The 12,891-nt window shown below is 71.5% G+C and carries 11 protein-coding genes; 6 read left to right on the top strand and 5 right to left on the bottom strand.

Features of this window, described 5'->3' with window-relative positions; translation table 11 throughout:
- Positions 1–33 precede the first annotated feature (33 nt).
- The gene (locus AC068D_RS23700; RefSeq protein ID WP_478825027.1) at positions 34–1,686 is read left to right on the top strand and encodes a hypothetical protein; all 1,653 of its coding nucleotides are present in this window, start codon (positions 34–36) and stop codon (positions 1,684–1,686) included.
- Between the two features lie 290 nt (positions 1,687–1,976).
- Here the strand turns inward: AC068D_RS23700 and AC068D_RS23695 are convergent, their stop codons facing one another.
- Positions 1,977–3,476, bottom strand: a complete 1,500-nt coding sequence (locus AC068D_RS23695) for an SCO1417 family PLP biosynthesis transcription factor (protein ID WP_478825026.1) — start codon at positions 3,474–3,476, stop codon at positions 1,977–1,979.
- Between the two features lie 64 nt (positions 3,477–3,540).
- On the opposite strand from AC068D_RS23695, the gene yczE reads away from it, so the two are divergent.
- The 4 genes from yczE (at position 3,541) to AC068D_RS23675 (ending at position 7,105) form a co-directional block, all read left to right on the top strand.
- A complete protein-coding gene (gene yczE, locus AC068D_RS23690) occupies positions 3,541–4,260 on the top strand; it encodes a membrane protein YczE (protein WP_478825025.1) in 720 nt (239 codons plus the stop codon).
- 8 nt (positions 4,261–4,268) lie between these two features.
- Positions 4,269–5,036, top strand: a complete 768-nt coding sequence (locus tag AC068D_RS23685) for a glycerophosphodiester phosphodiesterase family protein (RefSeq protein ID WP_478825071.1) — start codon at positions 4,269–4,271, stop codon at positions 5,034–5,036.
- A gap of 37 nt (positions 5,037–5,073) precedes the next feature.
- Positions 5,074–6,462, top strand: coding sequence for an MFS transporter (locus tag AC068D_RS23680; protein ID WP_478825024.1), 1,389 nt, complete (start codon positions 5,074–5,076; stop codon positions 6,460–6,462).
- Between the two features lie 268 nt (positions 6,463–6,730).
- On the top strand, positions 6,731–7,105 hold the full coding sequence (locus AC068D_RS23675) for an RNA polymerase-binding protein RbpA (RefSeq protein WP_003959706.1): 375 nt from the start codon (positions 6,731–6,733) through the stop codon (positions 7,103–7,105).
- A 247-nt stretch (positions 7,106–7,352) separates the two neighbouring features.
- Here AC068D_RS23675 and fxsA read toward each other — a convergent pair whose 3' ends face one another.
- The 4 genes from fxsA to AC068D_RS23655 form a co-directional block, all read right to left on the bottom strand.
- Complete coding sequence (gene fxsA / locus AC068D_RS23670) at positions 7,353–7,937, bottom strand: FxsA family membrane protein (RefSeq protein ID WP_478825023.1); 585 nt, start codon at positions 7,935–7,937, stop codon at positions 7,353–7,355.
- A 46-nt stretch (positions 7,938–7,983) separates the two neighbouring features.
- Positions 7,984–8,766 (bottom strand): polyprenol monophosphomannose synthase, encoded by a 783-nt coding sequence (locus AC068D_RS23665; RefSeq protein WP_478825070.1) that lies wholly within the window; start codon positions 8,764–8,766, stop codon positions 7,984–7,986.
- A gap of 575 nt (positions 8,767–9,341) precedes the next feature.
- A complete protein-coding gene (locus tag AC068D_RS23660) occupies positions 9,342–10,964 on the bottom strand; it encodes an amidohydrolase (protein WP_478825022.1) in 1,623 nt (540 codons plus the stop codon).
- A 9-nt stretch (positions 10,965–10,973) separates the two neighbouring features.
- Positions 10,974–11,414, bottom strand: coding sequence for an Lrp/AsnC family transcriptional regulator (locus AC068D_RS23655; protein ID WP_478825021.1), 441 nt, complete (start codon positions 11,412–11,414; stop codon positions 10,974–10,976).
- A 227-nt stretch (positions 11,415–11,641) separates the two neighbouring features.
- Here AC068D_RS23655 and AC068D_RS23650 point away from each other — a divergent pair, with 227 nt between their 5' ends.
- Complete coding sequence (locus AC068D_RS23650) at positions 11,642–12,046, top strand: hypothetical protein (RefSeq protein ID WP_478825020.1); 405 nt, start codon at positions 11,642–11,644, stop codon at positions 12,044–12,046.
- The last annotated feature ends 845 nt before the right edge of the window (positions 12,047–12,891 follow it).

The following is a 12,891-nucleotide window of genomic DNA, read 5'->3' as shown; positions in this document are numbered from 1 at the left end:
CGACACCCACAACTCAAGGACCAGGAGAACGACGTGGCCCGGCGACCACTCCCCCGCATTCCGATCAGCGGCACCGACCGGATCGCTCGCAGCCGAGAGCTCGCGCGGACGGCCGCCGACAGCGCCACCGACGTACTCCAGCCCCTCATCACGATCAGCCGCGGACTGCGGCTGCTGGCCGCCGCCGGACGGCGCAGGTGGGCCGACACGCCGAAGGACCGGCGTGGCCCCACCCTCTTCCTGGCGGCGGCCTGCCTGCTGGTGGTCGCACTCGTTCCGTACGGCCCGCTGCTCGGCCTGATCACGGTGATGGGGCTGGCCGCGTGGACGGGGCGTGAGCGCAAGCCGGCACGCACCCGGCCGGCCGAGACGGAGCTGGCACGGCTCCAGGCCCTCTACGAGGCACTCGTGCCGTATCTCTCCGTCCCGGAGGACCCGAGTCCGCTGTTCGCCCACGGCGGGGAGTGGGCGAAGGCGTTCAGCGACCACGAGTTCGACGGAGACGGCCGGCTGACGAGACTCCGCGTGCGATACCCCGCCTACTTCACCGACGGGGAGGCTCAGGCACGTGCGCGGATCGAGCAGCTGCTGCACGCGAAGTCGGGGCGGGGCCGCGAGTATCTGTTCGACTGGGACGAGGAGAGCAACCAGCTCGTGATGAGCGTCCTCCCCGCGCTCCCCACCACGATCGCCGCCCAGCGTTTCGTCACGGCGCCCGGCGAGACGGTGCTGGGCTTCACCGACCCGGGAGCCGTGCAGCGGACCGTACCGGTCGTCCACGGCGAGCCCGACCGCGGCGGCGAGGGCGACGGCACGAAGGACGCACCGCCGGTGGTCTGGCGCACCGGGCCGCGCTCCACGGAGCCCCATCTCCTGGCCGTGGGTCAGCCCGGCAGCGGTACGACGACTCTGCTGCGCTCGATCGCCCTCCAGGCACTGGAGCACGGCGATGTGCTGGTCGTGGACGGCGGCGGCACCGGAGAGTACGCCTGCCTCACGGGAAGGGCCGGCGTGCTCTCCGTGGAATGCGGGCTCGCCGGGGCACTGGCGAGCCTGGAGTGGGCGGCGCACGAGACGGAGCGGCGGCTCATCGCGGCCAACCGAGCCAGACAGGCGGGCCATGCGGCACCCGATGACACCAGACGGCCCCTGTGGATTCTGGTGGACCGGCCCAGCGTCTTCGGACATCTCGCCGCGGCGGACGGGCGGACCGATCCCCAGCAGCTGCTGCAGGTGCCGCTCCGGCACGGCCGGGCCGCGTCGGTGACGGTGGTCGTGGCCGATCAGTTCGACGGTCTCGAGCTCCTGGCCGAGCCGGTACTGGCCCACACCCGCGCCCGGGTCGTCCTCGGCCCCACCTCCGTCGACCAGGCACGGTCGGTGCTCGGCGTCCCGCCGCACACCACTCCGACACCCGACGTCCCGCCCGGCCGCGGCTACGCCCGCCTCGGCACCACGGAAGTCCTCCGCATCCAGGTCCCGGCAACACCCGACCCCTACGACGACGCCGCCGGTGCGCCGCAACGCCAGGCGGTCCTGGCCCTCCTTCCGGACCGTCAGGGCCCGCCGGACACCGTCCCGGGCTCCGCTGCCCCGCCCGAGCCCCTCCCGGAGCCGGTGACCGGGATCGCCGAGGTCACCTCCGGTCCGCGCCCGGCGACGGCACCGGTACCGGCCGAAGGCTGAGGCCGGGCCTTCGCTCCCGTGACCGGCCCGGCCTTCGCTCCCGGACCACTCCGGGAGCCGGCCGACAGAGGCGCATCGCCCCGCAGAAACGTGCCGGTTCACCGGACCGTGCACGGCGGCCCCCACCCCGCAGCCCGTGGGGGCACCCGGGAATGCCGGGAGGCTTCGGGGCACCTCCACCGGCACGGAGCCGGCGTCGGCCGACCGGAGACCGTGCCGGCGCTCGCGGCGCTCCGGCGGCCCGGCCGCGTTGCCTCGAGGACGAGGACGGCGCCGGGACACCGCAGTCGTCAGGCCACGAACGTCCGGGGCGCCTCCGTGCCCGTGGTCGCGCCCGTCGCCACCAGGCGCGCCGCCGACGCCAGGCGGACCGCGGCCTCGTCGGCCACCGGACCGCCGACGGTGAAGGGGAGTCGGACATACCCCTCGAAGGCGCCGTCCACCCCGAAACGCGGGCCCGAGGGAACCCGGACCCCGACTCGTTCACCGACCTCGGCCAGCCGGGATCCCGACAGACCGCCCGCACGGACCCACAGGGTCAGCCCGCCACGGGGAACCGTGAACTCCCAGTCGGGCAGCTCCCGGCGGACGGCCTTGACCAGGGCATCGCGGTTCTCCCTGGCCTGGGCACGACGGATGGCCACCGCCTGCTCCCACCCTCCGGTCTGCATCAGCCAGTTGACGCCGAGCTGCTCCAGTACCGGTGTGCCGAGGTCGGCATAGGCGCGGGCCGCGACGAGCGAGCGGATGACATCCGGCGCCGCACGGACCCAGCCGATGCGCATGCCCGCCCAGAAGGCCTTGCTGGCCGAGCCGACCGTGATGACCGACGATCCCGCCGGGTCGAAGGCGCAGACCGGCCGTGGCATCTCCACGTCGGGTTCGAGACAGAGCTCGGACATCGTCTCGTCCACGACGAGCACGGTCCCGGCCGACCGCGCGGCGTCCACCAGCCTGCGCCGCTGGTCCTCGTCGGCCAGTGCCCCGGTCGGGTTGTGGAAGTCGGCGACGACATAGGCGAGCCGGGGCGCCGCGTCCCGCAGGACCTGGCGCCAGCGCGCCATGTCCCAGCCGCCAAGCCCCTCGGCCATGGCGACGGGTACCAGTCGCGCGCCGGCCTCCCGCATGAGCTGGAGGATGTTGGCGTACGAAGGGGACTCGACCGCGATGCGCTCCCCGCGCCCGGCGAACAGATGACAGATCGCGTCCATCGCGCCCATCGCGCCCGTGGTGACCATGATCTGCTCGGGCATCGTCGGGATACCGCGTTCGCTGTACCGGTCCGCGAGCATCTGGCGGAGCGCGGGCAGGCCGGCGGGATAGTCGCCATGGGTGTGCGCGTAGGGCGGCAGCTCTTCCAGCGCTCCCTGGATGCTGCGGGTGAGCCATGGCTCGGGCGCCGGCAGCGCAGCGCAGCCCAGGTCGATCATCGAGCCGAGGGACTCGGGCGGCAGGGGCTCCAGGCCACGGGCGGGCAGCGGATTGCCCGCCGGCACCGCGGTCCAGCTCCCCGCACCCCTGCGGGACTCCAGGAACCCCTCCGCGCGCAGGGCTTCATAGGCCGCCGCGACCGTCGTGCGGCTCACGGCGAAGGCGACTGCGAGCTCGCGCTCGGCGGGGAGCCTGGCCGCGACGGGCACCCGGCCTTCGAGGACGAGCAGCCGGATGCCGTCGGCGAGCGCACGGTAGGCCGGCGGCTTGCGCGTGCCGGGGGCGGCCGGACGCGACTGTTGCGCACTGAGCTGCCGGGCGAGCTGAGCCGCCCCGACCGCCGAAGTCCACTGTGCCATGGAATTCAGTCCACCTTCCTCGAATTGGCCATGGTTGAGATGAGTTTCCCAGCCACAGAGTGTCATGTGTCAGTCCACTCTCACCACTGGGGGCAATAACTTGTCCAGTACCTCGGGCCTCCGGGACTCGTTCGCAGGCCGGCGCCTCACCCGTCGACTGCTGCAGCTCTACGCGGGTCTCGCGCTGTACGGCGTGAGTTCCGCCCTCCTCGTCCGAGGCGGCCTGGGGCTCGAGCCGTGGGGTGTGCTGCACCAGGGCCTTGCCGAGCGCACCGGGCTGAGCATCGGTCTTGTCTCGATCATCGTCGGGGCCGCGGTGCTGCTGCTGTGGATTCCGATCCGCCAGAAGCCGGGCCTCGGCACGGTGTCGAACGTGTTCGTCCTCGGTGTCGTGATGGACGCAACCCTCGCGGTCGTGCCGGATGTGCACGGTCTTGCGGCGCAGATCCCGGTGATGATCGCCGGTGTCGTCCTCAACGGTGCCGCGACCGGCCTCTACATCTCCGCCCGCTTCGGCCCCGGCCCGCGCGACGGCCTGATGACGGGTCTGCACCGGCTCACGGGGCGGTCGATCCGGCTGATCCGCACCGTGATCGAGGTCTCGGTCGTGGCCACGGGTTTCGCCCTCGGCGGCTCCGTGGGTGCCGGAACGGTGGTGTACGCCCTGGCCATCGGCCCGCTCGCCCAGCTGTTCCTGCGCATGTTCGACGTTCCGCCGGCGACGCAGAGCGGAAGCCGGGTGGTCGCCGGATCGACACCTGAGCGGGTCATACTGCCCAGGTGACTCGCGTACTGCCGCCCAGGCATCCGTATCTGGACCATCCCTCCACTCCCATACCGTTCGCGCACCGCGGCGGGACGGCCGACGGACTGGAGAACACCGCCACGGCCTTCCGTCACGCCGAGGCGCTGGGCTATCGGTACTTCGAGACGGACGTGCACACGACCGCCGACGGAAAGCTGGTCGCGTTCCACGACGCCACGCTGGACCGGGTGACCGACGCCCGCGGCCGGATCGCGGAGCTTCCGTGGAGCGAGGTGAGCCGGGCGCGGGTCGGGGGCAAGGAGCCGCTGCCCCTCTTCGAGGACCTCCTGGAGGAGTTCCCCGAGGCCCGCTGGAACGTGGACATCAAGGCCGAGGGGGCGCTGGAGCCCCTGGTCGAGCTGGTGCGGCGCACGGCGGCCTGGGACCGGGTCTGCGTCGGCTCGTTCTCGGAGAGCCGGGTGTCACGGGCGCAGCGGCTCGCGGGCCCGCGGCTCGCGACGTCGTACGGCGTGCGTGGCGTGCTGGGACTGCGGCTGCGCTCGCTGGGCATCCCGGCTGCGGTGCGGCGTGCGGGTGCCGTCTGCGCGCAGGTCCCCGAGTCGCAGGGCGGCGTCAGGATCGTGGACCGGCGCTTCGTCCGGGAGGCCCACGCCCGCGGGCTCCAGGTACACGTCTGGACCGTGAACGACGCCGACCGGATGGCCGCCCTCCTGGACCTGGGAGTGGATGGCATCATGACCGATCATCTGGAGACGCTGCGGACGGTGCTCACCGACCGCGGAGTCTGGGCCTGAGCGGTACGGGCCCGGGACGCGTCCCACCATCACGGGCATGATCAAGGGGGGCGGCGTGACCGCTGAGAGCGCCGACCGTACTGCCGGTACGGACGACGACGGCAACCGCCGGCGCGAGCAACGCGGCTGGTATTTCTACGATTTCGCCTGCTCCGTCTATTCGACGAGCGTGCTGACCGTTTTCCTCGGCCCCTATCTGACGGCGGTGGCCAAGGCTGCCGCCGACGCGGACGGCTTCGTCCATCCGCTCGGAATACCCGTCCGGGCCGGCTCGCTCTTCGCCTACGCGGTCTCCGCCTCGGTCGTGCTCGCCGTGCTGGTGATGCCGCTGGCGGGCGCCGTCGCCGACCGCACGGGACGCAAGAAGCCCCTGCTGGCGGTTTCGGCCTATCTGGGCGCGACGGCCACGGCGGGGATGTTCTTCCTGGACGGCGACCGCTATCTGCTGGGAGCCGTCTTGCTGATCGTGGCGAACGCGTCGCTGTCGGTGTCCATGGCCCTCTACAACGCATACCTTCCGCAGATCGCCGAGCCCGCGGAACGGGACACGGTCTCCTCGCGGGGCTGGGCGTTCGGCTACACGTCGGGCGCGCTCGTCCTGGTGCTCGATCTGGTGCTGTACACCGCCCATGAGTCCTTCGGACTGACCGAGGGCGAAGCGGTGCGCATCTGCCTCGCCTCTGCCGGGGTGTGGTGGGGTGCGTTCACGCTCGTGCCCCTGCGGCGGCTGCGAGACCGGCGGCTCACGTCCGCCGCCGGGCCGGCAGGGACCGACGGTGCGGTCGGGGCCGGCTGGCGGCAGCTCGTCGCGACGCTGCGGGACATGCGCCGGCACCCGCTGACCCTGTCCTTCCTGCTGGCGTACCTCATCTACAACGACGGCGTGCAGACGGTGATTTCACAGGCCTCGGTGTACGGGTCGGAGGAGCTGGGCCTGGACCAGACGACGCTGATCACGGCGGTGCTGGTGGTGCAGGTGCTGGCCGTGGCGGGCGCGCTCGGCATGGGACGCCTCGCCAGGTCGTACGGCGCGAAGCGCACCATTCTCGGCTCGCTCGTGGTGTGGACGGTCATCCTCACCGCCGGCTACTTCCTCCCGGCGCGCACGCCCGTGTGGTTCTACGCACTGGCTGCCGCCATCGGGCTCGTGCTCGGTGGCACGCAGGCGCTGTCGCGATCGCTGTACTCGCATCTGGTGCCGCAGGGCAAGGAGGCCGAGTACTTCTCGGCGTACGAGATGAGCGACCGCGGGCTGAGCTGGCTGGGGCCTCTGGTATTCGGCCTGACGTTCCAGCTGACGGGCAGCTACCGGGATTCGATCATCTCGCTGGTGATCTTCTTCGGGCTCGGATTCCTGCTGCTCGCCCGGGTGCCGGTGCGGCGCGCGGTGGCGGCCGCGGGGAACCCCGTACCGGAGCGGATTTAGACGTTGAAGTGAAAGGCCGGTAGTGTACGCCTTTGGCCTGCCAGGCGGACCGTTACTGCGCGCTGAAATCGTCAAAACGCTGGGTGACACTTTCTGCCAGATGTGACAAACCGGGCACTGGTGGGTACCCAAACTCTGGACAAGCAGCGGCACGACGGGCGACGACGCATGACCGGCAACGGGAATCTTTACCGCCGACCGGACGTTGACCGGATGACGACGACAGCGACACCTGTCCTGTGGGCGACAAGCCCGGGAGGCACGATTCATGAGTGAGCGAGCTCTTCGCGGCACGCGCCTCGTGGTGACCAGCTACGAGACCGACCGCGGCATCGATCTGGCCCCGCGCCAGGCGGTGGAGTACGCATGCCAGAACGGACATCGATTCGAGATGCCGTTCTCGGTAGAGGCGGAGATTCCGCCGGAGTGGGAGTGCAAGGCGTGCGGCGCCCAGGCACTCCTGGTGGACGGGGATGGCCCCGAGGAGAAGAAGGGCAAGCCTGCGCGTACGCACTGGGACATGCTCATGGAGCGGCGCACCCGCGAGGAGCTCGAGGAGGTTCTGGCCGAGAGGCTGGCCGTCCTGCGCTCCGGCGCCATGAACATCGCCGTGCACCCGCGCGACAGCCGGAAGTCCGCGTAGCGGCGCCACCACTAACAGAGCACAAGAGCCGCGGGCTGCCGCACACGACATGTGTGCCGCAGCCCGCGGCTTTTGCGCGTCCGCTTCCGGGTCCTGGGCTCCTCGCACCACGGGGGCAGTCCCCGTGGCCCCGCGGTCCGGTCGTCCTGCCTCGGGTGTGCCCGTACGAACACACCGGGGGAGGGCGCGGCGCCGAGGACCAGGGCTCGCAGGAGGGCCGTCATCAAACCCCAGGGGCCATCGGGCCCTACGGGGTCAGCGGACGGCGCGGCGTCTCGTCCCGAGGGGGTGACGCGGGCGGCGCGTCCTGACGGATGACCTCACCCTGGACGACCTTGCCGTCCGGGCGATGGATGCGGGCCTGCTGGAACGCGTCGCCCAGGGAGCCGGAGGCCGCCCGGCTCATCCGGCGGTCCAGCGACCTCTCCGCGTACCGTCCGAGGGCGGTACGCACCGGTGGGACGAGGAGCAGAAGCCCGGCCGCGTCGGAGATCAGGCCGGGCAGCATCAGCAGCAGCCCGGCCAGCATCAGAAAGCCGTTGCCGCTGCCCGACCGGTTCGCTGCGGCAGTCGTCGGCGGGTGACCGGCCTGCTGTTGCTGAAGGGTCTCGGTGAGATTGCGAAAGGCGCGTCGGCCGGCCCGCTTGATGACCACGGCGCCGAGCACACCGCCGCCCACGAGCAGGGCGAGCACCGTCAGTCCGCCGATCGCTCCGGCCACAACCGTCAGCAGCCAGATCTCCAGCACAAGCCAGACGGCGATGCCGAGGGGAACGAGAGTACGGGCGCGTGAGCGCTTGCGGGCGGTCGGTGTCGGTACGCCGGTCGTCATGTCCCCAGTGTGCCTGGCTGACGGCAGGTGCGGCGTAAAGGGGGGATCAGGACGACCGCCTGGACGCGCCGCCCCGGCCCAGCAGGCGGTTCGCCCGCGATCCGATGCCCCAGGCAGTGACCCGCCACAGTGCTTCGACGAGGATGTCCCTGCTCATCTTGGAGTCGCCCAGCTCACGCTCCACGAAGGTGATCGGGACCTCGACGACATGGAAACCGGCGCCGACGGCGCGACGTGCCAGATCGACCTGGAAGCAGTAGCCCGCCGACGCCACGTCGTCCAGGCCGAGGCCCTCCAGCGTCTCCTTGCGGAATGCACGGTAGCCACCGGTGACGTCGCGGATCGGTACGTCGAGCAGCACGCGGGAGTACAGGCTGCCGCCGCGGGAGATGAACTCGCGGGACTTCGGCCAGTTCACGATCCGCCCGCCCGGCACCCAGCGGGAGCCGAGGACGAGGTCGGCGCCCTTGAGGGCGGTGAGCAGCCGGGGCAGTTCCTCGGGCTGGTGGGAGCCATCGGCATCCATCTCGACCAGAACGCCGTAGCCGTGCTCGATGCCCCAGCGGAAGCCCGCGAGATAGGCGGCGCCGAGTCCTTCCTTGCCCTTGCGGTGCAGGACGTGCACCTGCGAGTCCTCACCCGAGAGCTCGTCGGCGATCTTGCCGGTGCCGTCGGGGCTGTTGTCGTCGGCGACCAGGATGTCCGCCTCGGGCACGGCGGCGCGCACCCGGGCGACGATCGGCCCGATGTTCTCCGCCTCGTTGTAGGTCGGGATGATCACCAAGGCTCTGCCGAGCGGGCCGTACCGCCTCTGACCACCGTCGTTCACTGCTGCCCCTTTGATGTCCGTACGCAAGGACCCACCATAGCGACCGCCGGTGACGCAGCCACGGCGGCACGGACCCGGAGTGCGACGGGCGGCGGCGGAACGGATGCTCGACGATGGCCCCGACCCTGAGAAGGGTGGCCGGAACGGATCGGGCCCGGCGTCCTTCGGGCCGGCCTGGGACCCGCTGGCTGCGTGTCGACCGAGTGCCGTTGTCTACTGAACGCCGGGCCCCACCCGGGTCGCACCTTCCCCCGAGCTCCTGCGGAGCAGGGGGGACCCCCACCGGCCGAAACCTTCCCTCGCCCCCGAGGCGCGGGCGCTGAACCTGGCTCCCAGTGGTGGTGTGCCGGTGCGGCGCACCACCCCATGACCCAGCGGCGTTCGACGACTGCGTGGAAGTTCGACCGGTCGGATGTCCTGTGGTGGACTCGGCCGAACCTATCGGCCCCCTGCGGCATTCTGTCAACAGTCGTGCGATCTGCGACGATTGGCTGAAACAGCTGGTCAGCGGCGAAGATCCGCAGGTCGCGACCGAGACTTCGGCACCTCGATCGTCGGTGCGAAATGTCCCGATGTCACTCGTTTGGTCGCATATAGACCGTTTGCCCGAATACCACGGTGCGGAGGCACTCGGGGAGCGCTCCGCCCGGGGTGAGATCAGGCAGGCCGGGGGTGCCCGAGCGGGGGTCGGTGGACCAGCGGGCCACCCTGTCGTCGGGGGCCTGGACGACCAGTTCGCCGGTGCGCCAGATCGCGTAGTCGGCGGGCGCGCCGGGTACCAGAGTCCCCGCGTCGTCCCGGCCGATGGCCCGCCAGCCGCCCCGGGTGTGGGCGGTGAACGCGGCCCGCACGGAGATCCGGTGTTCAGGCGTCCGATGGAAGGCGGCGGCACGGACGGTGCCCCAGGGGTCGAGCGGCGTCACCGGGCTGTCCGAACCGAAGGCCAGCGGGACTCCGGCACGCAGCAGTGAGGCATACGGATTGAGAGTGCGGGCGCGCTCGATGCCCAGGCGCTGTGCGTACATGCCCGTGTCACCGCCCCAGGCCGCGTCGAAGGCAGGCTGGACGGAGGCGGTCAGCCCGTACTCCGCGAAGGCGGCGACGGTCTCCGGGGTGAGCATCTCGGCATGCTCGACGCGATGCCGGGCGGCCCGGATCCGGGCAAGGCCCAGGGCTGCGGCGGCCGCACGCACGCCCTCGACGACGTTGCTGAGCGCATGGTCGCCGATCGCATGGAATCCGGCCTGGATACCGGCCTCCGTGCAGGCGGTGACATGCGCAGCCACGGCCGCCGCATCGAGGTGTGCGACGCCGGAGTGCGCAGCGTCGGCGTACGGCTCGTGGAGACAGGCCGTGTGCGAACCGAAGGAGCCGTCGGCGAAGAGGTCGCCGGCGGCCCCGGCCGCCCCGAGGGCGCGTGCGCGCTCGATGTCCGTGTCGGCCCAGTAGCCGACCACGCGCGGGCCGGGCTCCTCGGCGGCCGTCTTGAGCAGACCCGTGAAGTCGTCCTCCGACGAGATCTCCGGCCCCGCACACTCATGGACGGTGCCGATACCGAGCGACGCGGCGCGCCGGAGTGCAGCACGCTGTGCCTCCGCCCGCTGCTCGGGCGACACCGCGGCGTACGCCGCCGAGCGCACCGCATGGTGGGCGTCGCCGGTCAGCGGCCGGGCGTCCACGAAGCCCGACATGCCGCGGATGCCCGGCACCAGGTCGAGCATGGCGGTGGTGACGACGGCCGAGTGGACGTCGATACGGGTCAGATAGAGCGGGCGGCCACCGGTGAACTCGTCGAGTTCGTCCCGCCGGGGCGGTCGCCGCTCGGGCCAGCGGGAGGCGTCCCAGCCGTGCCCGACGAGGACCCGGTCGCCCGGCCGGGCTGCGGCGTACGCCCGGATGCGGTCCGCGGCCTCGCCGAGCGAGGCGGTGCCGGAGAGGTCGAGCCCTGTGAGGGCGAGCCCGGTCGCGGTCGTGTGCACATGCGCGTCGACGAACGCGGGAGTGACCAGGGCACCTTCGAGGTCGATGACCTCGTCGACGCCCGATGTGAAGGCGTCCGCCGCTCCCTCGGAGCCCACCCAGGCGACATGCCCTCGCTCGACGACCATCGCGGTGGCGAACGGGTCGGCGGGGCTGTGTACGTCACCGCCGCGCAGCAGCACGGTGCGGTGTTCGGCCAGGGGCTCGCTCTCACTCATGGGAACAGCCTAGATTCGCGGGGGCCGTGCCTCGTACGGGGTGGAGAGGACCACGGTCGTCCGCGTGGACACGCCGGCCAGCGAGCGGATCTGGCTCAGCAGGTCCTCCAGCTCGAGCGGGGTGCCGACCCTGACCTTGAGGATGTAGTTCTCGTCCCCCGCCACGCTGTGGCAGGCCTCGATCTCGGGCACACCTGCGAGCCGCTCCGCGATGTCGTCGGGGGCGCTGGGGTCGAAGGGTTTCACCGAAATGAACGCCGTGAGCGGCAGTCCGACCTCCTCCGGGTCCACGACAGCGGCGTACCCGCGGATGACTCCGCGCTGCTCGAGCCGCCGGACGCGCTGATGCACAGCCGAAGTGGACAGGCCCGTGGCCTTGCCCAGGTCGGTGTAGCTCATGCGCCCGTCCTTGACGAGCAACTCGACGATCTGACGATCCAGCTCCTCCATGCGGATCAACCTATTGCCCCGGGCCGCTTCCGGCACAGTCGGCCGTGTCCGCAAAGGCACCCGGAGGGGACTGCGTCCGGGCACCTTCGCCGGGCATGTGACGAATGCCACAGGGTCGGGGCCGTGTCCATCGGCACCTCACGGTTACCCACGGGTCCCGGAGGGAAGTGCTTGGTGTGGTCGAGGCCGCAAGAGCCTGGTCGGCCCACCCGAGGGGGAGATTCTCCATGCAGAGTGTGAAGCGCACCGGACGTACTGAACCGGAGCCTGTTGATTCGTTCGCGCCCCACGAGGACGACGAGCGGGACACCTACGACACTTTCGAGATGTACCGGGTGATCTGCCCGGACTGTGCGCAGCCGATCGCGTTGCTCGCGGACGAGGACGCACTGCCGGAGCACGCGCTGTGCCCGACGCCGTGGAACCCGTTCGTGCTGTCGGTGTGCGCAGGGACCGGCCGGTCCGCCGGGGAAGCCCGCCCCGCCGATGAGTCGCTCGAGGTCCAGGAGCAGGACACCGCGCTGCTCCTGACGCTCCCCCAGGGACTCGACTGGCGCACGCAGCCCTTCTCGCACGTCGGCGGCCCGGGTTCGCGCCCCTTGAAGGTGCCCCGGATGCGGCGGGCCGCCTGACGTTCCCGGGGGTCGTCCCCCAGCGCGTGCCCTGCACATGGCGGTGAGGCTGTCGTGGTGCAGGATCACCGGGCCCGGCTCTCCGGCAACCCCACCTTCTTGACGCCTGACTGAAGAGAACGCGGCATCGGATGGCCGGGGTGGTGCCCGGCCACGCGCAGGGCACTCTCGATGCGCGGCGAGCACGGAAGTGCGTCCATGACCCGGTCGTGATGGTCGCGCCGATCGTCCATGGCCCCCGGAGCGCCGACTGCAACTGCCGTGACGGCAAAGGGTCGTGGAGCCCGGCCATGACGGGGACCGTGGCCCCGTCGAGGCCGGTGCGTTCGGCATGGGACGCCGGGCGGAGCCGATTCCCCTTGTGTACAGGGGCATGACATCCGGCGCAGGCGGCCTCGACGAATCCACGACGAAGAGCGGGCCTCCCGAGCTGCCCCGGAGCCCCCTCCGGCCGGAGCACGCACGACACGGGCACGTCGGCGTCGGGCGATGTCGCGCACGGTCTCTCGTACCGCTTTCGCAGGTCGTGGGCGCCGGCGAGCCCAACGGGGCCGGCTCCGAGCCGCAAGGCGCCGGCACGCATGGGTGGTTCGGGGTGCTCGATGTCGAACGGGAGCAGGACCCGGTGGATCGGGTACGCGTGAGGCGCCCCGGAAGCGGCTCGGGCTCGATGGACCCTGCACGACGGGGACTTGACGGCGCGTCAGAAGGTGCCCCGACCCGTCCCGTACGCGGGCCCCTGCCCCAAGGCAGGACGGCCGCCGTTCTCGATCCACGACGACCGCCCCCGGGTGGCCGACGGCAGCGACGGGTACAGCACGAACTGGAGCTCGGGTGGACGCGCC

This window comes from Streptomyces sp. NPDC043861 (genome assembly GCF_056435905.1).
This window is presented reverse-complemented; position numbering and strand designations above follow the sequence as displayed.